The sequence below is a fragment of the Vibrio sp. OPT41 genome (assembly GCF_015163595.1).
Classification (GTDB): Bacteria; Pseudomonadota; Gammaproteobacteria; order Enterobacterales; family Vibrionaceae; genus Vibrio; species Vibrio alginolyticus.
Genome location: NZ_JADDYH010000053.1, coordinates 1 through 24,586, shown reverse-complemented (window position 1 = coordinate 24,586; position 24,586 = coordinate 1). Strand labels below are relative to the sequence as shown.

Below are 24,586 nucleotides of genomic sequence, written 5' to 3'. Positions count from 1 at the left end.
TCTAAAAGGGCACTACCAGGGACTTGCTGATTTTCTTACGCAGTTAATCTCGGAGTTTGAGGACTTTGAAGAGCAAGAGCAGGTCGTGCTGTTATCAGATATGAGGGAAACGGTTAAGGCCGCATACTGTAAAGTCGCTATCAATCTCGCCTTTGCTAATGACAATGAGATTGATGCGAAGGAAACCGCAGAGATTTTGTCCTTGATTACTCGTGTTGAGCTCAACCCTGAGAAGCGCTTAGATGTTCGTTCGTACATGTTGGATCATCAAAACACCATCAGCGCTGATGAGCTATTGAGCACTATCAAAGCAGAGATCTCCGACACGCAATATGAAGCGCTTTGCCTGACGTTGATGAAAGACCTCATTGGTATATTTGCCTTCGGAGGACAAGGAACTGTTGACGAAGCAAAAAACAGCCCTCACCTTCAAGAGCTAAAAACGAAGCTCGGGATATCTGACGAAAAACTCGATGTTATGGTCGAAGCCGTCAAAAATGACCAGCTAATTTTAGGTGATCACATCGACGACAGTATGCTTGAGCAGAAAACGAAGCAGTTAGCTCAAAGCGTTGCCGCTGTTGGTGCTCCGATTGCTGCTGTATATATGTCGGGGTCGGTTATGGGTTTGTCGGCTGCAGGTTTAACCTCCGGCTTGTCAGCTCTTGGCGTTGGTGGTGTTCTCGGTTTTTCAAGCATGGTAACGGGCATTGGTGCTGCGGTTTTGATTGGCGTGGGTGCCTATCACGGCATGAAGAAACTTACGGGTGCAGACAAACTGGACAAGCACAAACATCGCGCTTTTTTGCTTACCAAAGCCGTTCAACACACTCAAAAGACCATTTCAGTTTTAATGGAAGACATCAATTTTGTTACTGAGAAAATGAATGAGCTAATCAGTAAGTCACTGAATCAGAATGAGGTAATCCACAAGTTAGCAGCGAAGCAGCAGCAGCTAACCATGCTTATCAAGTCGGGTAAGCACCTTGAGAACAAGAGCAATGAATATCAAGCCAGTGAACTTCGGTCAAAATGTCCCATCGAGCTAGATAAAGCTAGTTTTCTCGAGCTTACATCAGAGCCATCAAAGAAAAAGCTTCAAGAGCCCGTGCTGTCTCATTACGAGTGTGAAGAGGGAGCTGAAGAGGGTGTTCTGACGCTTAAGCAAGGAATTTCAGTGAAGGCACTAGAGCAATTAGCACAGATATTTGAAGCTATTGGCTACTTCGATATGAGCAATATGCTCGGTGCAAAATCTAAGGCCTTGGGTAAAGCTGCTTTAGGCAAGCTGCGTAGCTAACAGGAGCCTAATGTGCCGAAAGATAAGGATATTCTCGAGCAGAACATAAAGACGCTAACTGCAGCAAACCATCAGTTATCTAACGCTCAAGCGCATCTTGTTGATATGCGCTCATCGTTGGAACTGGTTGATGACTTGCTCTGTGAGGGTGATGATTTGCTGAGTGGATTGATTGATAACGCGGACGAGCTCTTAAGTTGGTGTGGCACAGAACCAAGCGAGGGGCTTGATACCAACCATGTTGATATGGATGCATTTCTTGTTGGGATAGAAGTGGAGTTGACAGCGAGCATTGGGACACTGCAAACCCCAGATTTTGTTGAAGTTGATAGCTGTACTTCTGAAGAAGAATATATGAGGCAACTCGATGCCTATATAGAGAGAAACCTGATACAGGTAGACTATCAAGGGTTGCGATGTGTGATGTCTCAGCAGCAGTTAGCAGAGGCGCAACGCGAGTTTCGAGACTCGTTTTTCTCAAAGCCTGCGCAATGCGACTCCATGGACTACATGATAGCGGGGACTTGCGGGGCTATTGCGGGTTTAGTCGATGTGTTATTCGTTGGTACTCCCACTACAGGCCCACTTACCAAAGTTGCCGATAACGTTGCTGAGGGTGCAGTTGAGAAGTTTGCTTCAATGCTTGGTTGGCAGGGGCCAAGAGGTGATGCCAACAGAACGAGTAGTGCAATAGGATTCTTAGAGCGCAAGTTTAAAGTTAACTACGATCAAGCAACTACCAATGGAGAGAGAAACGGCACTGGTGGCAAGGTTAAGAACCTGTCCACTAAGAACCATCATCTAAAAAGCCTCAGTCATAGCCCCGATATTGTCGGGCTGTTTTTTTCAATTCTGAATCAGTTCACGAATACCTCCTCATTTGTTAGTGAAGGCCAGATAATCACTATCGAAACGGAAGAGTTTGAGCTGGTAGGGCATAACTTTGTTGCAAAGATATTCGCCGGTGTTGCTAATTGGTTTGGGCACATCATGTCAGACGTTTCTGGCTCTTCTGGTATAGATCGTAAGCAAGCTGACTATGGGCGAGGCTCGGGTGTGCCGGTGCCTTTCTACAACCTCACGCAGTTAATGAACTTCGGTGCTTTTGAAGTGAAAACAGGCAACGTTAAGAAAGGCAAAGAGGTTATCAACAAGCAAACCCTAGCAATTGTGTTTAGCAAGGTGTTTGAGCAGGGATACGATCTTAGACACGGTGCTGCAATGGCTATACCAGTGCTTATCTCCGAGTTACTCACTCGGTTAAGCTGGGCTGTCAATCAACATGTGTTGCATAATAAGCCTTGGAAGGAGTGTATACCAAAGGGCTCAACCCCTGAACTTCGCCGCATGTTGTTGGTAAGCCATGGAACACTTTGTACCATTGACGCAGCAGATGCCGCATTGCGCTCAGGCGGCTTAATTGTGGAGTTCTTTTTGAGGACCAACCTAGTAGCTTGGATCCGATTTGGGCATTTGGCCTTAAAAGAGCTTCAGATAGTCCTGTTTGATGCTCAAGATAATGATGCGATTGATAAAGCCATTGAAGAAGATTGTAAGCGGCTGCTTCTCGGAGCCTAAGTGCGAATTGGGTTCAACTCTATGAACACTATTACTAGATTTGGCTTCGAAGCATGCTTGCGTCAACAGCTTGTTCTGATTTTGGATACAGCCCGAGAGTTGTTTGATCAATGCTACTGGGAGTTTGGCCAGTTAACCTGAGGCATTTGAAATGCCTCAGGTTATCAGTTAAATGCTAATTTAGCGAAAGCTGTAGCTTATTTTGTCCAAAAGTGATTTACAATCGTTCTTCGTATCTAGCTTTGTGAAATAACATCTAAACAAGGTGCTTTGCTTTCATCCACTTAAATCGCGCCATAACTGCTTGATAGCGAACAGGCCACTCCATAGCCACTTGGAGATTGAGGGCGTAGAAAGTGCGTAAATCTCTAGGGGTGATAAGCTCAAACAAAGTCATATTTATTTAACTTGATCTCCTTTTGATATTTCTATCACCGTTGGCGTTCATCTTTAAGACAACGTCGTGTATCCTGGCAAACTACGAATTAATTCGGAAATTTGCCTTAATAAATTCGTCCAATGGGTAGATCGTCAGCATCGTTAAAACTGTTCTGCATACTGCTTTGTCATCTTCAAAAGGTGGCTGATATTGCGTAGCTGTTGGTCGCGAGTTGCTTGCGTTTGATCATCATCCAAAACCAATGACTGATTGGTGACATCACAATCAATGCCCTCTTTCTCGATCAAGTAAACCGTATCAGCTAGATAAGTTAAAAATTGATATTGGGAATCAATATCTGTGTAGCTTTCTTTGGCTTTGTAAGTAATCTCATCAAATAAGCACAGAGTGAACCCCAAAACTTAACACTGCTACTTGCTGTCGCTTTCATCTCACAAATATGACCAACACGTAGCTTGATGTCAGTGAAAAATCGCTTTATCTGGTGGGCGTATGTGCCTCTCTGCATTAGCACTATACCAGGGTTAATTAATGGGTTTTACCGAAAAATTCATGAATTAAATTCATTTCTTAAACGGCTCCGATTGAGCGTAATCTAATCCCACCCCAGGATTATGGTAATCCTTTTTATTCCGAACATGAAAATTTATATCAATGTATATTTTTTTGATATTAAGGGCTAAATTAGTTATTGCATATATTATTTTTGATATGGTAGTCTCACCAACCCATTCCGAACACACTTAATTCTTTGTAGAAAATGACCGTAAAAACGTTCAATGCCAGCAAAGGCACTATTGTCCTGTCTAACCACGGAGCAACGGTGTCGATGGCCATTAACCGCGCCGCTGTCGCGGTAGCGAACGTGTGTGTGAGTTAGGTGTTAGGGAGTGTAGATGAGGAGAAAGCCTTTATTGAGGACGCAGACGAAAAAGCGATACGAAATGAAATGCCTCGCTTTTCCATGTGTGCAGATGTGGTTAGACAACTAGACAAGGCACTGACCAATGGCAATTCCAAAAACCAATTGAGCCTAATCATAGAGCTAATGGAAGCGCTACCACTAGATGGAACGGTCTACGAAATGGCACAACAAGTAGAGCTTATCCCGCACGATGAAATCTACATTGGATTTTTCGAGACTACCATCATTGACCGCATGCAAGGGCTAGGAATTATCACGTTATTAGGGGGCATGATGATGAGCGCCAAGCCGTCAAACTCAATGAGCGTGATGATTTTCTAGCAAGTTGGTCGGCGGGAGTTAATGAGGCTCGCAATGGCTCAGATCTGCATTATGCAGACTACAACAACAAATATGCGTTTACTGCCGGATACGAGCATTGGCATAACCGCAACAAAAAGGCGTTAAAGGGAAGACTTACGCATTACTCAACAAGTAGAGAGTATTTATGTCATGGATTTATTGACGAGGATACGGGTGAAATTTGGCATCAATAACAAAAGGTAACTAACTATGAATTTGGGTAATCTACTTCTAGCAATTCTTGAGCAGAGAACACAAACAGGCTATGACCTAACAAACCGAACAATGCCTGAATCAGGCGCATGGCAAGCCAGCCACCAGCAAGTGTACCGCGAACTCGGTCGCATGACGGAAAAGGGGTTAGTGTCTCACGAAATTGAAGCGCAAGACGGTAAACCAGATCGCAAAAAATACAGCATAACTCAAGGCGGCGAACGTGTTCTGAACCTTTTACGCAACGAATCTACATGCGATATCCTGTCTATCATTCGTAGTCCGGCATCAGTGATGCTGGAAATCGGCAGCGAGACTTACTTCAAGTCGTACATTGAAAAACTCAATCAAGAAATCACTCAACTCAAAGAGAAGTTGAACGCGCACCAGAAAGAGAAAGGTGTGTTCTGTGACAACTTCACACTGCATGTAGAACGCGACATTGATGTGCGCAAAGCAGAGCTTAAGTTTGCCGAACGTTCACTATCTATGATCACTTCCTCAAACATTGCTACGGAGAATGCTGCGTGAAACCTCGCAAAGCCGTTTATCTTTTAGTTGACTCGCCAGCGCTTAAACGAGCCAAAGAGTGTTTAACTCGAAATCAGCCTTGGGACTACGAGGGTAAGCTCATGAAGATCGTCAGCTTGGGGTAACGGATGCGTAACGATGAAGGCAAGCCATGCCATCGGGTTTTGATTGAGAGTTACTTTTGATAGGTACAAAAAAACCGCGAATAAACGCGGTTTTTTTGCGGCTGGCCTTAGCAAACAGTTCGAATCAGCAAATTCGAGTTACCAGCCTTTTCATGTTCCACCAGCAAATGTGAAACAAGAGCAAGCAAATAGTAGGTGTTTTTAATGGCTTTGACAATAGCAGAGAAACTTCAAAGACAACGAGAGAAGCAAAAACAATCAATGGAACGTCGCATGCGTATGTATTACCCTTGTGTTATTATCACCACAATATTCCGAGCATTAATTAATATAAATACTATTAATAGGGCTAAAAAGCTTGGTTGATGGTGTTAAAATGACCAAGACTCCTCATCTTAAAAAGCGCACTTAGAGGTCACAACATGGCACGAATGCGCATAGCTGTACTTACTCTATCATCTGGCCAGCCACGGCTTATGCTTGCTGGTGTGAATGATGGTCAACTCCATATCATCGAATGCCAGCAATTAGAGCGTTCATTGATGAGTCTTAAGCTGACTTTGCCCGAGAAGTTAGAAAAGCTCAAAAAAAACGGTTTTATTGTGCTGGTGGACGAGGTTACTCCCTACTTTTCGAAGTATGGGCGCGCCGTTCGCTTGTTCGAACTGGACGCAAAAGGCAGACCGATCATTGTGTCGGCAGTGGAAGCCTATAACTATCTCACATCCCTAAATGCTATCACCTACCCTCCTAACGCTGGTGGTCGCTTCGAAGTGTCGCCGTCCATCGTAGAAGAAGTGCGGGGAACGGATGGTAAACCCACGTACAACATTGACTGGTCAGAACTACGTCCTGATACCTACGCGCTCATGTTTGTGGTCTATGCAGCTACACAAGACAGTATTGGCGACACGGTAACACTTAAGAGCTTGTTTGGCTTGTTACGCAAGCCTAAGAAAGAGCCAGAAATGGCCTCGCGCGCAATGGGATTATTCAAGGCCAAAACGGGGCTAATCGCAGACGGTAATTATCGAATGGGAGGTGCTAATGAGTAAGTTATCCCGCCTCTCAGCAGAGAACATCGAGGACGACATTCTACGGGCGCATTTCTTTGCGAAAGTCATGGAATACGTCAACCGTTCGGGCAATACCGATCTGTTTGAGTACACCATTCGACTTGATGAAACCTACCGTGCCGATCTGGCCTCTTATCGTGCCTATGGCACGGTTGAGCTTGATTGGCTAGTGAGTCTGGTTTGTGACGTAGATGACCCAATGAATCCGCTACCCGTTGGCCAAACTATCAAGCTGCCACCAGCAGCGTGGGTACGCCGCTCTATGCGTCAATTCATGGACGAAATGGGGCTGTAACCTATGCCGAAGAAGTTTGTAGCGGAAAAACGGGATAACGGCTCATTTGCCAGCCTTGGCCTCAATGAAAAGCAGTTCAACCAGCTATTCAACAAAATTGAACAGGCGCAAAAGAGGAACCGCCGCAATGCTAAGCGAACACTGACCGCCTCAACGTTAGCCAAGCCAACTAATACAGCATTAAAGGCGCTAGGCGAAAAGGCTAAAGGGCAACGGTTTACCAAAGAAGACCTAATCAAGTTCGACAAGGCTCGCCGGCGACACAAAAAGGTCTATGACAGCAAGACAGCGGGTATTACCTATGCCTTTTTGGTGAAGAACTCGCGTCAAATGGACGTAGACCGTGCTAACAACCGTGTCGATGACGGTACGGGCATTCACAAGGCCACGTTGATCGGTATTAAGAACAATGTCGCGCTTATTCGTGTCCGAGCCTCAAGCGTGTCTAGGCATGAAGAACACCGAGTAAAGGTGCGTTTTGAGCAGTGGGATGAACTACTACACGAATCGCCTAATGGGGATTACAACCAAGCGGTGCAACTGGCGTGTGCTGGCCGTATTTCCTTTGATTGCGACTGCGGACGTCACCAGTATTGGTATCGATACTTGGCCACTATGGGTAACTACTGTATAGCACCGCCTAAAGAGTTTGCATTCCCGAAAATCCGAAACCCTGAATTGTCTGGTGTGGCATGTAAACACGTCCTTAAGGCAACAACCATGCTGCAATCACTGGCATGGCAACGCATCTTGGCCAACCAAATGAAACAGCAAGCGCGCCGTGTTGGTTTTGGCTCAGATAACAAAACGTACTTGCTCAACGAGAAAGAGAAGAAAGCCGCCGCTCGCAACCGTAAAACAATGGTGGATAAAGCCGCAGCTACGCGCGAACACGCGAAATATCTACGTGCTCAGAACGCAATGGAAAAACAGATCGCCAAACAGAAACGGGAAAGCGAAACTATTAAGCGCCAAGCGCGCAAACTGCGTCAGGAGTCCAACGAGAAGAAAGGTTATATCGATATGATTAAGGTCGGCTTCCAGAACTTCCATGACGGCTACAAGCTGCAAGGAAAGACTAAGAGTGAAGCTCTGACCAACTTCGCAAAAATGATGAACGTAACACCAAGCAGATTAGAGAGAATCATCAAATGAGTGACGCAGTTAAACCTGTAGTAAGAAAGGCTCGATACCAAGGCCATGTGCCCTTTAACCGTGTTTTAAGGGATGATTGGATTAAGGCCATCAAACTATCACCTGATCACTTTGAAGCGTCCCTGTATCGTCCTATTGAGCCAGAACTGGAACCAACGGATGATAATTACCAAAGCGAGTCAGTGCTAGAGCTAGAAACCAACCAAGACACGCTTACTTATCGTGAGCCAGAGCTGGTGGCTTTATTAGCTTGTCCAGATGAGCAAGAGAACTTTTTCATGATGGACGATGGCGACGAAAACCTTGGCGAGTCCTTAGAGCCGCTAATGCTGCGTATTGCTTCGCACCATGTTCCTGTTGGTAGTGTACTGGAATGGGATGAAGAAAACGCCGAGGGATTACGAACCGTGTGGTGGTACGTACATAAAGCCGTTGGCTATGGCACAGCGAATGTGGGCGTGATTTATATCTGCATACCAATGCGTGATTTTAACAAATTACTTAAGTAGAAAATTCACCACATAATGCAGCACCATCTTTAATGGCTAGGGTGCTCCCTGCGAAAGAGCAGAGAGGGGAATACAACATCTTAATACATAACATTTGCGATGTTATTTAATTTTCTATCCAATAAAGCAATGGGGATTGGACGACTTAAATAGAATCCTTGAACTAGCTCACAATCTAACTCTTCTAGAACACACAACTGTTCAAGGGTCTCTACCCCTTCAGCAACGACTTGAATACCAAATCCCTTTGCGATGTTGACTATGCCGGAAGTGATCGCTCTTGAGCGATAATCAATAGCGATGTTTTTAATGAAGCTTCGATCTATTTTTATTTCATCGACATCCAACTTATTGAATATTGCAAATGAGGTATAGCCAACACCGAAGTCATCAATAGAGAACCTCACACCAGATTTCTTGAGTTCTCTGACTAGACTTGCGCATTGTTCTACATCGTTTAACGTTGCTGTCTCTGTTATTTCAAAGCAGAGGTATTGTGCAAAGTCAAGGTCTTTTTTTAAGTAATTTTCGATACGATGCATATCTTCAATGCTATTTAGCTCAGTAGCAGAAAGGTTCACTGATACCTCTTGAATGGCTCGTCCTAGAAGCTGCGTTTCTCTAAGTTGCTTTGATGCTTGCTTGAGGACTAGTTCTGTTAGAGCACTGCAGAGATTGTTCTCTTCTGCCAGTGTGATAAATACTGCAGGAGATATATCTCCATATTCGGGGTGTTTCCATCGAGAGAGCACTTCAACTCCAGCGACTCTCTTATCTTTAAGGCAATACTTTGGTTGAAATACAATCTGTATTTGGCCTTCTCGTATTGCGTTACGTAAGTCTGAAGTCATCTGTTGTCTCTGGAGCTCATGTTTAGCGAGCTCTTTGTCGTGGTAGCGGATAGTGTTTTTCGTAATCTTTGCTTGAGCAAGTGCATATTTAGCTGACGACATGAGCTGTTTCACACTTTCCCCATCAAATGGATAAATCGCAGCACCGATGGAGCATGTCAAATCAATACCATGACGTTTTGAGTTCTGCTTAAACTGCCTTTGAATAAGTGCTAAGTGCATATCAACTTGACTTTCGCTTTCCATGCGAATCAAACAAGCAAATCCATCAGAATGCACCCTTGAAGAGAAAAGTGGAGAAACGGTAGAAGAGTTAATCGATTGTGCGATATCTTTTAGAAACAGATTGCTCTTTACAAAACCGATTCGGTCGGAAACGGGCTTAAAATTGTCTATATCGAGAAGAAATAAAACATAATGTTCATCCTTTTTTGTATTACGAAACTTTTGTTCCAAATAGCGAAAAAAGACATAGGGGCTATGCAAACCGGTTACATAATCAATGTCATTGGCCTGTTCAATATACCTATTGTTCTTCTTTATCAGTCCCCACAGCAAAAGAGACGTGAACACAACAAATAGTATTCCCTTTAATGACTGAACCAAAGTATATACTTGTTGGTTGTTAGATAGGAGCTCTACCGCTTTGTCTGAGAACAATACCCACATTGACGCGAATGCAAAGTAGGACAAAACGAGCTTAGCGGAGCTGAGAAAGTTTTTTTTCATATAAACCACAAAATACTCGTGTACTGCCCAAGGTTAAGAGCATACTTAAATAAGTAAACTATCACCACATTGCATATCAAGCTAGCAATATATCAATTAGATTTTCAAAACAACATATTAAACACATGCTTTTACGGATTAAGTTGACGTTTCGTCGTAACAAGAACCTCTAATTGCCCCCATCCTAATATTGTTCAGGTCTAGAGCTTAGTTGCTGTATGTTTACCATCTATGTTGCTTATATGAGTTTCAAGAAATATATAAGCTAATAAGGAAGTTGCATATCAAACATGGCTGAACTGTCAAATCTGTTCAAACTGGATTTAATCGATTTACAGTTACGAGTAGAATCACTTTTAATAGACCAATGGATGACTTAATTTATGGAATACCTGGGTGAATCAAAGCGGCTGAGAGATAAGTTAAATTTAAGACAACTGATACTATTTTTAAGCATCTTTAGTATGATGGTCACCCTTCTAAACGCTTTTTACTCCATATATCATGTTCAACGTGAACTAACTGTCACTAACACCATTGAATCCAATCGTGTTTATGCTGAAAAAATGGCCAGAATGACGGACACTTTCATTGAATCAGCACTATCACAATTGGAGTACAGCGCACTTATGCTTAGAAGCAAGGTGCGAGATACAGATGAGTTGCAACAAGAAGTGGATCGGTTGAGGCTCCAAACCAATGCCTTTAACTCTGTAGTCATCGTCAATGCGAAGGGAATTATTGTTGCCGTTTCACCTGAAGCAATACAAGTGAAAGGTGTCCAATTAACAAGTGAAAGTTCGCTACAATCATTGAAAGCTAAGTCTCCAATCGTGACTGATCCCTTCGTATCTCCTGCAGGTAATTATCTGATAAGTATTTCCCACCCTATTTTCTCCGAACAAAAAGAGTATTTAGGATATGTCAGTGGCTCTATTTATCTCGATAAGAAGAACATGTTAATGAGCATACTTGGGCAACATAGCTATAGAGATGGGTCATACCTCTACGTTGTGGATAAGAATCAGACATTGATCTATCACCCTGATCGGCAAAGAGTGGGAGAAGTCATTGTTAATAATGACGCGATAAATGATGTTATTCAGGGAAATAAAGGTGGTAAAGCCATCATTAACTCCAAGGGTATTGATATGCTTACTGGGTACGCACCAGTTAATGCTTCAGGTTGGGGGATAGTTGCACAGAAATCAGAAGGCTTAACTTTTTCTGTACTTAACGACCAAATGTGGGATGTGCTTGTAGAAACTTTTCCAATTGGAGCCATCACGCTTTTAGTTATTTGGATATCTGCGGCTTTTATCTCAAAACCGTTGTGGCAGCTAGCTAATGTAGTCAAAAGCTTTGAAAACCGTACTTCTGCTATACGAGACTTAAATGAAGTTAAACCTTGGTATTTTGAAGCTTCACATCTAAAGTGTTCATTTCTCAGCGCATTCAACATTGTATCCAACACCATTGACCAACTGCATATCGATACTTTAACGGATTCAATGACTGGGCTGTTAAACCGTCGAGGTTTAGATAAAGCCATTGATAACTTGCGTATACAAAACACTCCATTTTCTGTGCTCGCTCTGGATGTTGACTATTTCAAAAAAGTCAATGATACCTTTGGCCATGATGCCGGTGATGCCTTACTTGTCAGTGTGGCAAATATTATCAAGGCTCAGGCGAGAGAGATGGATATTGTCTGCCGCTCTGGCGGAGAGGAGTTTATGGTCTTTTTAGTTAAAACTGACATACGTCAAGCTGAATACGTTGCTGAGAGAATCCGAAAAGCCATTGATTCAAACGAGTTTGATACTGTAGGTCACGTGACTATTTCTATCGGCATGTCTCAATGGTTTGCAGAAAGAGAACCGATCAACGCTATTCTTAAAGGTGCTGATGATGCGCTTTACCAGGCAAAACATAACGGTAGAAATAGAACTGAGGTGCATAAGGTCAACTGACTCGATCAATTTAATGTGTCATTTACTTTAGGTTCGTTGTAACTTAAGTCAGACTTAGCGAACATATAAAGTTCACAACTTCAAGATACCTTTACTCTTAAAATTCAAGTGTATTAGGTTGAGCTGTCTCATAAGAATTTTTTTGTCAAGTCAAGCAAGCGAAACTTGTTACCAAGCTTCGTCTATCTCGTAATCCAGCATGTAAGTAGTCTCGATGTAAAAAACATAATCTTTTACAGGTTAGCTCATTTCTCGTTCCTCAAGTTGCGAGTAGTAAGAAATGCTATCTGCTTCTAAAGCTTTATTTTACTGGATTGAGCTCGAACCCAATTTTAAGAGTAAGTAACGTAATATTGCAGCACCTTAATTATAAACATCAAACGCATATGAAATTGCCGCGTGTGCCGAATCATTCTTGAGCGATTGATTTTACGAACAAAACAAACCTTAGCAATATCATTTACATGAACTTATCTCGCTCATCCAAACATTCATCTGAAGCCATTTCAAACTCGCGACATATCCAAGGACGATTTTCATAAATTTTGCACATTAAACTGTCTCTATCTAAAGCAGCACACCAACCATCACTTAGACGCAGCATTGACTCACTACCATACTGATCACGTTTTATATACTGTTCTGGTACTCCCGTATCAGAAATGATCATTACCTCCAGTCGGCAACAGCATGCTTTACAGTTAGAGCAAGATATTTTTGAGGGATAAGTCGGTGTAGAAAAGGTGGGTATGTTCATAAGTAGCTACATTTTGGTTAATTACACATAATACCGTAATTTAGTACAAACTACTTACTTCTGATGTTCGCTATCTTGTGGATCATAATGCCCTGTTAAGGTATCAACGACGCTAATACCTTAGTTAAACAATTGTGCCATAAACACTAAACTGGCTTGGGGTGAAAGCGCCAAGCGTTACGAAGCCATCTCGAACAGTTTGTTAGCAGATTTATCAAAGCGATCCTATTTATTGTTTCCACCTTGCTTACCAAAAGCAGGCTTCAAATCATATGATATTGCATCTTCAATGAGCTGAAGGATCTCTATTGGAACATCATATTCAAGAATTCGAACCTCATAATTACCATCGAACCATTTATACATGTGTAATGAGTACGTTTTGTCAGGACAATAAATCAGATGTTGTCTTAACCTTTTTCGTAAACCAGTAGTTGAGGAACCGACATATAGAACATGTGATGGGGTATTTACTTTGCTACATGCTTTAAGCTTTTTCCGCTTAAAATCTACGAATGATTCAAACGTACTATCTGCGCATCCGCCAACCTCTTTGATGATATAAATCCCTTTATCAAGGTCTGGAATTTCATTAAAGCTAGAAACCCTAAAATCAGATTTAGGTTTGGCTGCTTTAGCTGTTTCACAGGTTCTAATTAATCTATCCAAGTATTCCATTACTGTCGTTTCTATCCTATTCTGCTAACGCCCTGTTGAGATGATGAGGTGCACGTACACCACCTTAAACACTAATTGCAACGCCACGCGTTGCGAATTTCTCTTAAATAGTTGTTATGTGCGTACTGTTTGTAGCAATTGCTCTGATAGTTCAGAAAATTGTTCAATTAACCAAGTTGAGCCATCATTCATATTGCACTCAAACTCATCTATAAGTGTTAACTCTCGGGAATTTAGGTCTTGCTTAGCTACATTTTCAATTGGGTAATGCTCTATATCCCAGCCCCTTTTTTGAGCATTAGCTAACACAAGGTGAACGTATCTGTATTTCAAGTTACCTTGTGATTGAAGAGAGCCATCTCTTTTTAACACCGGTCGTCGAGACTTTCCTTCGAGAATCTTTACCACGTTAGATTTGTACTCATTCAGTCTCGCTTTATTCGAAGCTTTACCAATATAACGAAACTCCTTTTGTTCAGCAGAGATCTTAATGAAATACAGATATGGTTGAGTGAGATCGATTTGCTTAGGATTTGTCCAATTAAACATTAAATCAGTCCTTGATAGTTTATTGTTGCCGACACCAAGATTAACAGACATGCTCATCTAAAGTTTGAGACTTTCGCCAAAACACATAGCGCCTTGTTAAGGTGTGAGGCACGCAATACCTAAGCTTCCCATACCACCTTAACCACTGAAACAAACGCATAGTTAAAATGCCATGCGTTGCGAATCCCTCTTGAGCAGTTAGCCGCTCATTCCCAAAGGTTATTGCTTGCTCAATAGGAACTTACGTAAGTTTCTCTCAGCACGCATAACAAACAGAATAAATACTTTATCGCCGTCTTGTTTATAGAAAATACGGCATGGATTAACTACAACTTCACGATAACTTAGATGTGCTAGTTCAGGCGGAATGCGACCCGATTCAGGGAAAGCCTCTAAGCGCTCGACTTTAGAAAAGATCGCTTGAACCAATTGTTTTGCAGCTACGATATTTTCAAGTGCGATATATTCAGCGATATCATTGAGGTCAGATAACGCTGGCTCAGTCCAGATTATTTCAGCCATTTTGACATTTTGTCCTTGGCGTCATCGTGACTCACCACTTTACCGTCAGCTAATGCACGTTCACCTCGTGCAATCCCCTCCAGAATCGCCAAGCGATTTTGCATAAACTCGTAATCATCAACATCAACCAGATATGCCGATGGCTTACCATGTTCAGTAATTAACACTGGTTCTTTGGTGTCGTGGAGATCGGCGAGGATTTTAGTTGCTTGACGTTTAAGTGATGTAACTAGTTCTACTTTCATGAGAGCGGCTCCAAAGGAATACTAAAGTGATACTATTCTATCACTTTTAGTATAGCAAGCTCCATGACGGCTAACGCCGCGTTAAGTAGTGAGCAACGTAATACCGAAGCTTCCGCAAGCCACCTTAATTACTAAACTCAACGCATAGTGAAAATGCCACGCGTTGCGAATCCCTCTTGAACAGTTAGTTGCCCATCGTAAAGGCTAGCGCTAACATTTGTACACACACCAAAAAGGAATACATCATGGACACTAGAATTCAATTTCGTGTTGATGAAGAAACAAAACGCCTAGCTCAACAAATGGCTGAGAGCCAAGGTCGCACACTAAGTGATGCTTGCCGTGAACTTACTGAGCAACTCGCTGAACGACAAAGAAAAACATTATCTCACGATGTGTGGCTAACTGAACAAGTAAACCTAGTATTTGAGAAGTTTGACTCAGGAAAATCCGTTTTTGTTGAGCACCAAAATGCTCAATCTCGAATGGAAGAACGCAAAGCCAGAATTCGTAATCGAGGTAAGCAGTGATTTTATGGGAAGAGAGTCACTTAATGATCGTGAAAAGATCTTTGAGTTTATCTATGACTTTAACCCTGATGCGGCAGAAAAAACTGACAACCCCATTGAAGCAAAGGTAGAAAACTTGCTAGAGCAGTCTCTTATGGGTGTACAGCGAGACGGTGTTCGTGGACGATTACTTATAATTCCTGAGATTTCGATGATCGTCTCCTATTGGATCGAAGGCGACATTATCCGAATCATGCGCGTACTCCACCAGAAACAAAAATTTCCTATGGATTGATTGCTTCCTCTGAGGAACTAACACCCTGTTAAGGTTTGAGCAACGCAATACCGATGCCAAAGAAACCACCTTAATCACAAAACCAACGCATAGCAAAAATGCAAAGCGTGCCGAATCACTCTTAAATGTTTGTTAGATGCCAGATAGCTAAACCTGATTTAGTAGTGGTAACGACACGAAATTATCGTTATCGCTTGATCATCGACTGCGTAAACAAGCCTATTAGTGTCATCAATACGGCGAGACCAAAAACCAGATAAGTTCTCTTTTAACGGCTCTGGTTTGCCGATGCCCTCTAATGGAGAGCGTTTAACATCATTGATGAGTTTATTGATGCGCTTGAGTGTTTTCTTGTCTTGAGTTTGCCAATACAGGTAGTCATCCCAAGCGTCATCAGTCCACGACAGTAAACGTTGACTACTACTCATCAATTAACTCTCGTGCTGTTGTTTTACCGGCACGGTACTGTGCAATCGAACGATTTAGGTGTTCAGCGTTTTGAGGAGAGCGTAGTAAGTGAACTGTCTCCATAAGGCTATTGTAGTAGTCTAAAGACATAACCACTGCATCTTCAGAATCACGGCGTGTAATAACTGTTGTATCAGCATCATTAACTACACCGTCTAAAACAGCTTTGAGACTATTTCTAGCTTCAGTAAAAGATACGATTCTCATAAGAACCTCCACATGTACGTTTAATGGAACAAGTATAGTCTTCACCACTCTACTTGTACAGTAAATTGAACATGAGATATTGATAAGGAAACTAACGCCGCATTAAGGTGTGAGCGACGCTTGGCTATACTTGAGAGAAGCGAAACTGCAATCACTCTTAAATGCTTGTTAGCCGCTCATTCCCAAAGGCTATTGCTTACCCAACAAGAACTTACGCAAATCTCTCTCTGCACGCATAACAAACAGAATAAACACTTTTTCACCGTCTTGTTTATAGAAAACACGACATGGATTAACGACAACTTCACGATAACTTAAATGTTCTATCTCGGGTGGAATACGACCTGACTCTGGGAAAGTTTGTAGGCGTTCGACTTTGGGGAAGATCGTCTGTACTAACTGCTTTGCAGCTACGATATTTTCAAGTGCGATGTATTCAGCGATATCATTGAGGTCAGATAACGCTGGTTCAGTCCAGATTACTTCAGCCATTTTGACATTATGTCCTTGGCTTCATCATGACTTACAGCTTTACCATCAGCTAGTGCACGCTCACCTCGTGCAATACCCTCAAGAATAGCTAAACGATTTTGCATAAATTCGTAGTCATCAACATCAACTAGATACGCAGATGGCTTACCATGCTCAGTAATTAACACTGGTTCTTTGGTGTCGTGGAGATCGGCGAGGATCTTAGTTGCTTGACGTTTGAGCGATGTAACTAGTTCTACTTTCATGAGAGCGGCTCCAAAGGAATACTAAAGTGATACTATTCTATCACTTTGAGCATAGCAAGCTCCATGACGGCTAACGCCTTGTTAAGGTGTGAGGCACGCAATGCCGAAACCTACGCATACCACATTAATCACTAAACCCAACGCATAGTAAAAATGCCACGCGTGCCGAATCACTCTTGAACAATTGTTATGTAACGGTATCGATGCACTTGCTACATAAAACAAGATGGCTTAAGCAACTCTATAAATTTGACTGCTCACATAAATACCAATTATCAGGCCAGTCCCAAAATTGTTTATCGTAAATCGAAACCTTGATTTTATTATTTACAAATCGCTCAACATTCCCACTTAGTTGTAGCTCTACATGGCAAACCGTCGCACCAACTTTCTTTACATCCTCACGTGTTTCTTCACTTAGCTTTTTCTTGTATGCAAATAAATTTTGGTAAACCTTTAACTCGTCGAGGTTTTTCTTACTTTGAATCTCGAATAACTGTTTTTTTGAATAAATACCCTCCGTGTTTGCAAGGGAAAGTAGATTTTTTCTATAGCGACTCTCATTCACACCAATATATACCGCATCATAACTTTCATCTGAATCTAATGAGTTTTGTACTACAACATAAAACAGAGCAAGGTTACTCTTTGAGGAAGTACAAAGTATTTTTAGCTTCCCAGCACTTAAGTTAGTTGTATAGTTCACTAATCCATCAGCATTGGCACAAATAGACCTGTAGTCTTCGAGCACTTTAAAAGGACCATCATAACTCCCGTAGCCAAATGGAATCACCTCATATATTTCTGGGGAAAGATGGCTATTTACAACATTTGAGACATCAACATCCTTCTCCATCTCATAACCCAATTTAACTGTCTGACAGCCTATCAAGAGTAATGTTAACACCAGAGAAATATACATCTTCATACAATATCCTTTTTATCAAAACTCCACAGTTACATAACGCCCTGTTCTTACGAATCCCCTCATAATTTCTATATAAAACAATGAGTAGACGCACATCGCTCATTCTGATCTAATGAATTTCGCCAAAAACACACCTGATTAAATGGATTTAATAGGGAGCCCTAACGATGCGCGACATTCAAATTCTACAGCAAACGATTGAGAATCAATGCCCTGAAATTCACAAAAAACGACTTAGATCTCTGATACTTGCAACCAAAGCGGTTCTGGATGGCTCTGATCTAACACTCACTAAAATTGGAAGAGCTCTCGACACTGATACCACCGTGAAACATGCCATCAAACGTATCGACCGACTACTTGGTAATCGCAATCTACACCGTGAAAAAGAGTCCATATATAAATGACATGCCTCCTTTATTACCCGTGCTAATCCTTTTCCCGTGGTCCTGGTTGATTGGTCTGATGTTCGAGAGCAACTGCGCTATATGACATTACGCGCTTCGGTATCTGTTAAAGGACGCGCCGTCACGCTTTATGAGCAGGCATTTGAGTACAAAAACTATAACTCACCGAAGAGCCATCAACACTTTCTCGATAAGCTTCAGTCTTTGCTCCCAGAAGGTTGCACACCTATCATTGTCTCCGACGCAGGCTTTAGAAATACTTGGTTTCGGCAAGTCGCCAACAAAGGTTGGTTCTGGCTTGGACGTGTACGTGGCGAAGTCTCGATTAAATATGGTGAACACTCTTGGCAATGGAATAAAGCGTTTTACCCTCAAGCAACACATAAGCCGCAGTTTTTAGGGGAAAGCCAACTGGCTAAACGCTCACCGCTTAAGTGCTTTGCTTACTTATACAAGAGTCATCCCAAAGGCAGAAAAGCCCATCGACACAGCCGAACGTGCCAAAAACACTCGGCAGGAAAAGTGTTCCACAAAGGAGCAAAGGAGCCTTGGCTTCTGGTCACGAACATCCCCAATCATGTACTTAACAGCATTAGAGTAACCCGTTTGTACGCCAAAAGAATGCAAATTGAAGAGTCATTCCGAGATCTAAAAAGCCCAGCCTACGGGTTGGCGCTCCGTCATAATCGAACACGTTGCACCAAACGCATTGATATCTTATTGCTTATGGCATTGATGGCCGAAATCATCATGTGGTGGAATGGCTTAATCGCCATGCAGGCCAATTGGCATTACGACTTCCAAGCCAACACCATCAAGCATCGTCGGGTGCTCTCAATTCCTAGGCTTGGTAAGGAAGTACGTTGTCATCGGAGGTACCGAATACAAGAGTCCCAATATCACTGGGCAATGGTGGAATATCAGCGCCTAACGCATACCTGTGGGTTGGGAGAATTATGAGGGGATCCGCCAGCGCCCTGTTAAGGTGTGAGCAACGCAATACCAAAGCCACCGCATAGCTACTTAAACACTAAAAGCAACGCATAGCAAAAATGCCAAGCGTTGCGAATCACTCTTAAGCAGATTGTTAGATGGATTTAGCTCGATATTCAATTTCCAATATTGCTTTAGTTAAAGCTGCGATACTTATGGCCTCTACCATAGTCAATGTCGGTGTAGCCAAACTACCATGTCCCGCAGTTGGTAAAGTATTTCTGACTTTATATATATCTAATACTGCATCCATTAATGGCTGTGGTAATTGTGAGCACTTTTTAAACTGACTAAAAAAGCCACCTAGTGTTTGATTGGCGACTTTAGGGTTATTAGTAATGTCTTTTGCCATAGTCTCTAGAATATTGGCAGCTGCATGAACTGCTCCTGCAGGATCCTGGTTATCTAAACATCGATCCATTCGACTAACTAATTGAACTATATTAGGGTGAAGATGATTTAAATAACTTTGCCCTAACTCCTCGTTGTAATACTTGACCCGCTCGTAAACCTCACAATCTAGATAGAACTTTGCACTAACTGACATCCAAGAATATCGCCAATCGTCAGCTAATTTATCTCTATTGGCACATCGTTCACCCACAGCCTGATCAATTTCATCAACGTATTTGCACATATAATCAGCATAATAACCAAGGTACTTAAAGGAAACTTCAGGACAGAAATTACTTACAGAGCTCAAGCTACCATTTTGATTTTTACGAATTGATGGCACTTCCTCAGCGCATAACGCTGAAAAACTGGTATTTGCCCACATCTGATCTAATTCATCACTTTTGTTTTTTGTCAGCCCTGCAATCATATTGATTTGGGATAGCAAGAAAACACTTTCGTAATACCTAGGGCAAGTATGTGAATTTGCATAAGGGCATGATTTTAAAGAGCTTCGCTTACTGCTCTCCTCTTGCCACCAATCTTTATTTGGAATAATCATTTTATTGTACTCACAAATGTCACTAATCCAATCTAACGCCCTGTTAAGGTGTGAGCAACGCAATACCGAAGCTACCGCATACCACCTTAAACACTAAACGCAACGCATAGCAAAAATGCCACGCGTTGCGAATCACTCTTAAACAGTTTGTTATGTTTATGCTACGTTAGCCCAAGAACATATTTCGTCCGCCAAGCCACTAACAGAGGTGTGTCCACCAACGGAAATACCTTGCTTATTCATATGCCAATCAAATTTATCAAGAGTATTTTCAATTGAAACTATTTGTTCTTTGTTTAACTTTTCTACTTCATCGCCAGGCATCAATATAAAGACGGATGCTTTATTTCCCTTGCCTAACTTAACCGCCGATTCAACATCTCTAGCCGCTTTCAGTAGATTAAGTTCAATTCTTTGAACGTTAGAATAGACTGTCGAAGCGAGCCCTCCAACAAGGTTTTTGTTATCTCGAAACGGTACGAAAAGTTCATGTGACCCCAAGTCATCCTCAATGAAAATTGAACTATCAGCAGGTACAAACTCTTCAAATTGTAATGCAGCTTTTATTTTTAACTCATCAACCAAGCAGGTATACAGTTTATCTGTGTTAACGGAGTTAAAACGCTTTGTATTACCGGGAACACGGATTTTTTTCTGCAAAGGAACAGTCTGTTCAAACAGACTGGTTAAAACCTCATCAACAGAGAAACCTTGAGCATAACCAGAGTTATCGTATGCAATTTGTGGGATCGGTGATGACTTTTTATTTTGACGTAAACTTTCACCGACTATTGAAGTCACCAACTCTGCATGATAAATACCACGTTCACCATACAGGCACTTTACTCTTTCGAAATAGCTCAACAGCCTGCTATGGACTCGCCCATTTTCGACAAATCCAACACCAATATTAAGTTTCTCGCCAGTAGCTAAGTCAGGTGTCCACCTGATATTAAACCACTCACCTTTTACTAGGCTTTTCTCAGTATTTTGTCCTAATAGCTTTTCAAGATTGTTCATTTAAGCCACCAGTAGCCCCGTTTTATCCTTAATCCTCGATACGCTAAGATGCGCACGAGCTTCAAGGAAATGCTGAAGGTGTGATGAGCAATCTTCATCGAGTAGTGCATCACACCATTTAATTAATTCTTGGTGAGCTTTTCTAAAAGCCTCTGGGTGCTCTTTACTCGACTCAATTAAGGATGCAGATAAAGGCAGTGGGTAGTTGTTATCTTGGTACAATCCGTCAAGTAGCTTATTCTCATACACACTTTCCACCACTAAATGCTCTTTAGTCCACTTTTCCGAAACAGGCACATTGCCATGATCAATGACGTAAAAGTCATTGTATCCTTTGACTGTTATATTTCCTGTGTTCCTATCTTGATTTGCAACCCAATCATCGAACGCAAGCATATTAGGGAATGACTTCCACTTTTTTAACTGCTCTAAGCATTGATTAAACGCCAACATATTTTCCATCTTCAGATATGTATTGGGAGTCGTCCCAGACTCTTCGCTAGCCCATCCCCAATAGTAGTCACCAGAACATTCAAAGTCACCTTTGAAATTATTTTCTATCACTTCTTTAGGGATTTGTATGACGGCGACTTTCTTAGGTTGCGGTATACCAGAGGCGTGCGCCACTAGGTAACCAGTAATTTCGTTGATTAAGCCACGAGGATGACATTTGGGATAAACTTTTACATAGAAACGACCAGCTTTGTTATCTATCCACTTAACACTAGCCAGGTGTGTTGCTGCCATTCGACCATCAGACGTATGCTCCAGAGGAGCTATATATTTATCAAACGATAAAATCTGTACGATATCGCTCATTTTATTTTCCTTTTTTATACTTATATAGCTGCCTGAGCCATACAAACTAGCCGGATTCTAACACTTACCTATTTGGTTGCATATTGTTTCGTATTAGATGATTGAGGTAGACCTGACAATAAACATAACGCCCTGTTAAGGGGTGAGCAACGCAATACCGAAGCCGCCGCATACCACCCTAATCACTTAAACCAACGCATAGTGAAAATGCCACGCGTTGCGAATCACTCTTAAACAGTTTGTTAGGCTTTTAACTGTTCTCGCGCAATACTTGGATCTACTATTGTCAAGTCGAGTTCATTTTGGGCTTTATCTCGCATATCTTGAGCCATATATATTTTTGTATCGTAGGTCACATATAGCCCTCTGTGATTCAAGTAATGATGTTTGAGTGAGTCATAGTCACCTATCCAATTTGATAGATTCTTGCCCGTTTGCCTTGGATTAAGTGTTTTGGGGTCTGGCCCAAACACACCGATAAACTTATCTTCTAACAAAGATGTATGAATACTTCCCAAACCCTCTCTAGGTGTTTCATCATGAACTGAACCCAATAACGAAGCGTTTAGTCTAAATTCAGCCTGGTCTAATACTACTCCATATTCATCCATCAGCTTTCGAATATTGCTCTTTTGCTCGTTGTCCATTTTTGTAGTGTCAAAACTGAAAACTCGAGAAGAGCTATAAATCTGTATTTTATTTTTTTTACAGTGTTCTAGTAACTGGAAAATTTCTTCTTCATCTTTTCCATCAATAAGTCTTACCCACACACATGTATCAACAGTAATGGAATTCATTAATCCTCCAGAAGCCTAACGCCCAATTAAGGTGTGAACCACGCTACCACACAACTCAGTTTGGACGCCGTAAACACTGGACTAAACCCAAACCAAAAATGCTAAGCGTGGTGAATCACTCTTAAATTGTTTGTTATATCTTGTCGCTAATGAACCCTTCTGACTTATACACTTCCACAAATAATTTGTACTTGTTGATTAGCATCGTGGCATGATCACTTAGGCTTGATTGCAATTCTCTGTAACGGGCTTCTGAAGGTCCATTTCTCCAGTCAAATGGAGGGACAACCATCAAAGGCTTACGTTGCGGATGGTCGACTGACAAAAACGAAATACAGATTTCATTAAAGCTATACACAGCATTTAGGAACTCTTCCTTGGCTGCTTCCACTTTTGGATTGTAAATCTTGTACTTTGGTCCATTGAAGTCTTCTGCTCTATCAAGAGATCTAGCAAATTCATATGGCATACCGGAGATGTATGAAAGATCTACATGGTGTAACGTATCTTCGTAAGGCAGCAGTTCAACGATTTTTTCTATAATACGAAGATCATGTGACTTTTTTGCTTGTTCTTCCTCATGCTCAGATGAGTTAATGCTGCCAATCGTTACATTCATATCTCCACCAGATTGAAACCCATTCCCTGAGCCAACATTCAAAGTCTGATCATGATTCTTACTGTTATCAATTTTATTAACTTGATTATTGAACTTGAGATTAATAACTTTCGACCCACCCCAAAAAAGCCCAATAATACCAACAAAGGTTCCTATATATGTTGCCGCATCTGCTCCGACATTCTCATTGAGCCAATCTATCATTTTGTTTCCTATAAGCTAATTGGGGAATTTAGCTATTTTAATACAGCTATCGGACTGTAGAAAGATATAACGCCCTGCTAAGGGGTGAGCAACGCAATACCTAAGCCACCGCAAACCACCTTAATCACTAAATTCAACGCATAGTAAAAATGCCACGCGTTGCGAATCCCTCTTGAGCAGTTTGTTAGCTGTGTTTTACAACACGAGCTTTGCTCCCAACATACCAAGAGCTGCGATAGCTACCATCGTAAACCAAAGGTAAATCATAAAAGATAGGTATAACGAAAATAAACCTCTCACAGCTTTATCTAAGTTTGCACCTTCAACGTGCTGTAAGAAGTACGCTAGTTCTGCTGTAGGTATTGACCCAGCAAAGCTCTTAAATTTGAACTTTACCATCATCAAGCCCATTGAGACTGGAAGACTAGATACTAATAAAATGATTCCCACCGAAATCCAGACATTCTCAGGGGATTCATTACCTAAAACTACTGCTGCCCCGATCAACACTAAAAGCATTCCCAGAAAGCCCTTAAAAGATGACAACAATGAGTCTCTTGTTTTTATATACAGCCAGAATAGCGGCTTATCGAATTTTCTCATTTTTTCCTCAAACAGCTAACGCCGCGTTAAGGTGTGAGTAACGCAATACCGAAGTTTCGGCATTGCGCCTTAAACACTGAAGTTACCGCAAAGCAAAAATGCCACGCGTTACGAATCACTCTTAAACGCTTGTATGGATAATAAGTACTCCAATCGGGTAAGGTGAGACCCAGGCTTTAGCTGCAACTAAAGTTCTTCTATCTGGTAGTTCGATTGAACGATGGCTCCTCAATTGAGAGACCGGTAACAAGTACGAACGCCAGATAGAACTC

Annotated in this window: 28 protein-coding genes and 2 pseudogenes; 12 read left to right on the top strand and 18 right to left on the bottom strand. The window is 41.8% G+C overall.

The window, feature by feature from the left end; translation table 11 throughout:
• Positions 1–1,300 (top strand): hypothetical protein (locus tag IQP38_RS18575; RefSeq protein ID WP_193837873.1); only part of this gene is annotated, 1,300 nt, incomplete at its 5' end.
• Positions 1,301–1,312: 12 nt separating this feature from the next.
• Complete coding sequence (locus IQP38_RS18570) at positions 1,313–2,878, top strand: hypothetical protein (protein ID WP_228010116.1); 1,566 nt, start codon at positions 1,313–1,315, stop codon at positions 2,876–2,878.
• A gap of 540 nt (positions 2,879–3,418) precedes the next feature.
• Here IQP38_RS18570 and IQP38_RS18565 read toward each other — a convergent pair.
• Positions 3,419–3,676, bottom strand: coding sequence for a hypothetical protein (locus tag IQP38_RS18565; RefSeq protein ID WP_193837872.1), 258 nt, complete (start codon positions 3,674–3,676; stop codon positions 3,419–3,421).
• 482 nt (positions 3,677–4,158) lie between these two features.
• On the opposite strand from IQP38_RS18565, the gene IQP38_RS18560 reads away from it, so the two are divergent.
• From IQP38_RS18560 to IQP38_RS18535, 6 genes are all read left to right on the top strand, one after another.
• Positions 4,159–4,524, top strand: coding sequence for a hypothetical protein (locus IQP38_RS18560; protein ID WP_017634103.1), 366 nt, complete (start codon positions 4,159–4,161; stop codon positions 4,522–4,524).
• A gap of 231 nt (positions 4,525–4,755) precedes the next feature.
• A complete protein-coding gene (locus IQP38_RS18555) occupies positions 4,756–5,289 on the top strand; it encodes a PadR family transcriptional regulator (protein ID WP_017634104.1) in 534 nt (177 codons plus the stop codon).
• 547 nt (positions 5,290–5,836) lie between these two features.
• A complete protein-coding gene (locus IQP38_RS18550; RefSeq protein ID WP_193837871.1) occupies positions 5,837–6,469 on the top strand; it encodes a hypothetical protein in 633 nt (210 codons plus the stop codon).
• Entirely contained in the window at positions 6,462–6,785 is a 324-nt protein-coding gene (locus IQP38_RS18545; RefSeq protein WP_193837870.1) for a baseplate protein, read from the top strand. Before IQP38_RS18550 ends, IQP38_RS18545 begins: the two co-directional genes overlap by 8 nt.
• Positions 6,786–6,788: 3 nt before the next feature.
• A complete protein-coding gene (locus tag IQP38_RS18540) occupies positions 6,789–7,940 on the top strand; it encodes a phage tail protein (protein ID WP_193837869.1) in 1,152 nt (383 codons plus the stop codon).
• Complete coding sequence (locus IQP38_RS18535) at positions 7,937–8,449, top strand: hypothetical protein (protein ID WP_017634110.1); 513 nt, start codon at positions 7,937–7,939, stop codon at positions 8,447–8,449. The genes IQP38_RS18540 and IQP38_RS18535 overlap by 4 nt, the downstream gene beginning before the upstream one ends.
• 80 nt (positions 8,450–8,529) lie before the next feature.
• Here the strand turns inward: IQP38_RS18535 and IQP38_RS18530 are convergent, their stop codons facing one another.
• On the bottom strand, positions 8,530–10,029 hold the full coding sequence (locus IQP38_RS18530) for a putative bifunctional diguanylate cyclase/phosphodiesterase (RefSeq protein WP_193837868.1): 1,500 nt from the start codon (positions 10,027–10,029) through the stop codon (positions 8,530–8,532).
• Positions 10,030–10,412: 383 nt separating this feature from the next.
• Between IQP38_RS18530 and IQP38_RS18525 the strand changes: the two genes are divergently transcribed.
• Positions 10,413–12,002, top strand: a complete 1,590-nt coding sequence (locus IQP38_RS18525; protein ID WP_228010115.1) for a sensor domain-containing diguanylate cyclase — start codon at positions 10,413–10,415, stop codon at positions 12,000–12,002.
• A gap of 460 nt (positions 12,003–12,462) precedes the next feature.
• Here IQP38_RS18525 and IQP38_RS18520 read toward each other — a convergent pair whose 3' ends face one another.
• The 5 genes from IQP38_RS18520 to IQP38_RS18500 all read right to left on the bottom strand — a co-directional run bounded on the left by IQP38_RS18520 (position 12,463) and on the right by IQP38_RS18500 (position 14,753).
• Positions 12,463–12,759: a YkgJ family cysteine cluster protein gene (locus IQP38_RS18520; RefSeq protein ID WP_053307322.1), complete on the bottom strand. Its 297-nt coding sequence runs from the start codon at positions 12,757–12,759 to the stop codon at positions 12,463–12,465.
• A 225-nt stretch (positions 12,760–12,984) separates the two neighbouring features.
• On the bottom strand, positions 12,985–13,437 hold the full coding sequence (locus IQP38_RS18515; RefSeq protein ID WP_054579183.1) for a GIY-YIG nuclease family protein: 453 nt from the start codon (positions 13,435–13,437) through the stop codon (positions 12,985–12,987).
• Positions 13,438–13,551: 114 nt separating this feature from the next.
• Positions 13,552–13,986, bottom strand: coding sequence for a hypothetical protein (locus IQP38_RS18510; protein WP_017634115.1), 435 nt, complete (start codon positions 13,984–13,986; stop codon positions 13,552–13,554).
• A gap of 219 nt (positions 13,987–14,205) precedes the next feature.
• Positions 14,206–14,508 carry a type II toxin-antitoxin system RelE/ParE family toxin gene (locus tag IQP38_RS18505; protein ID WP_193837867.1) on the bottom strand — a complete coding sequence of 101 codons (303 nt, stop codon included), beginning with the start codon at positions 14,506–14,508 and terminating at the stop codon, positions 14,206–14,208.
• Positions 14,496–14,753, bottom strand: a complete 258-nt coding sequence (locus tag IQP38_RS18500; RefSeq protein WP_017634117.1) for a type II toxin-antitoxin system Phd/YefM family antitoxin — start codon at positions 14,751–14,753, stop codon at positions 14,496–14,498. The genes IQP38_RS18505 and IQP38_RS18500 overlap by 13 nt, the downstream gene beginning before the upstream one ends.
• A 245-nt stretch (positions 14,754–14,998) precedes the next feature.
• Here IQP38_RS18500 and IQP38_RS18490 point away from each other — a divergent pair, with 245 nt between their 5' ends.
• Together IQP38_RS18490 and IQP38_RS18485 are read left to right on the top strand one after the other, a co-directional pair.
• Positions 14,999–15,283 carry a type II toxin-antitoxin system RelB/DinJ family antitoxin gene (locus IQP38_RS18490; RefSeq protein WP_193837866.1) on the top strand — a complete coding sequence of 95 codons (285 nt, stop codon included), beginning with the start codon at positions 14,999–15,001 and terminating at the stop codon, positions 15,281–15,283.
• A pseudogene (locus IQP38_RS18485) lies at positions 15,280–15,557 on the top strand (type II toxin-antitoxin system RelE/ParE family toxin). Before IQP38_RS18490 ends, IQP38_RS18485 begins: the two are co-directional and overlap by 4 nt.
• Positions 15,558–15,715: 158 nt before the next feature.
• Here IQP38_RS18485 and IQP38_RS18480 read toward each other — a convergent pair.
• The 5 genes from IQP38_RS18480 to IQP38_RS18455 form a co-directional block, all read right to left on the bottom strand.
• Entirely contained in the window at positions 15,716–15,985 is a 270-nt protein-coding gene (locus IQP38_RS18480) for a Txe/YoeB family addiction module toxin (RefSeq protein ID WP_193837864.1), read from the bottom strand.
• Positions 15,978–16,232 (bottom strand): type II toxin-antitoxin system Phd/YefM family antitoxin, encoded by a 255-nt coding sequence (locus tag IQP38_RS18475; RefSeq protein WP_053397282.1) that lies wholly within the window; start codon positions 16,230–16,232, stop codon positions 15,978–15,980. Before IQP38_RS18475 ends, IQP38_RS18480 begins: the two co-directional genes overlap by 8 nt.
• 189 nt (positions 16,233–16,421) lie before the next feature.
• Positions 16,422–16,724, bottom strand: coding sequence for a type II toxin-antitoxin system RelE/ParE family toxin (locus IQP38_RS18470; RefSeq protein ID WP_193837863.1), 303 nt, complete (start codon positions 16,722–16,724; stop codon positions 16,422–16,424).
• The gene (locus IQP38_RS18465) at positions 16,712–16,969 is read right to left on the bottom strand and encodes a type II toxin-antitoxin system Phd/YefM family antitoxin (protein WP_193837862.1); all 258 of its coding nucleotides are present in this window, start codon (positions 16,967–16,969) and stop codon (positions 16,712–16,714) included. Before IQP38_RS18465 ends, IQP38_RS18470 begins: the two co-directional genes overlap by 13 nt.
• A 241-nt stretch (positions 16,970–17,210) precedes the next feature.
• Complete coding sequence (locus tag IQP38_RS18455; protein WP_193837860.1) at positions 17,211–17,897, bottom strand: hypothetical protein; 687 nt, start codon at positions 17,895–17,897, stop codon at positions 17,211–17,213.
• Between the two features lie 167 nt (positions 17,898–18,064).
• Between IQP38_RS18455 and IQP38_RS18450 the strand changes: the two are divergent.
• Positions 18,065–19,264, top strand: a pseudogene (locus tag IQP38_RS18450) (IS4 family transposase).
• A 127-nt stretch (positions 19,265–19,391) separates the two neighbouring features.
• Here IQP38_RS18450 and IQP38_RS26585 read toward each other — a convergent pair.
• The 6 genes from IQP38_RS26585 to IQP38_RS18410 form a co-directional block, all read right to left on the bottom strand.
• Positions 19,392–20,252, bottom strand: coding sequence for a hypothetical protein (locus IQP38_RS26585; protein WP_228010113.1), 861 nt, complete (start codon positions 20,250–20,252; stop codon positions 19,392–19,394).
• Positions 20,253–20,408: 156 nt separating this feature from the next.
• Positions 20,409–21,272 carry a hypothetical protein gene (locus IQP38_RS18435; RefSeq protein ID WP_193837859.1) on the bottom strand — a complete coding sequence of 288 codons (864 nt, stop codon included), beginning with the start codon at positions 21,270–21,272 and terminating at the stop codon, positions 20,409–20,411.
• Positions 21,273–22,091: a HipA family kinase gene (locus IQP38_RS18430; protein ID WP_152815992.1), complete on the bottom strand. Its 819-nt coding sequence runs from the start codon at positions 22,089–22,091 to the stop codon at positions 21,273–21,275.
• Between the two features lie 242 nt (positions 22,092–22,333).
• Positions 22,334–22,888, bottom strand: coding sequence for a hypothetical protein (locus tag IQP38_RS18425; RefSeq protein WP_025769045.1), 555 nt, complete (start codon positions 22,886–22,888; stop codon positions 22,334–22,336).
• 133 nt (positions 22,889–23,021) lie between these two features.
• Positions 23,022–23,711, bottom strand: a complete 690-nt coding sequence (locus IQP38_RS18420) for a hypothetical protein (protein ID WP_193837858.1) — start codon at positions 23,709–23,711, stop codon at positions 23,022–23,024.
• 195 nt (positions 23,712–23,906) lie between these two features.
• Entirely contained in the window at positions 23,907–24,314 is a 408-nt protein-coding gene (locus tag IQP38_RS18410; RefSeq protein WP_193837857.1) for a hypothetical protein, read from the bottom strand.
• Positions 24,315–24,586: the final 272 nt, after the last annotated feature.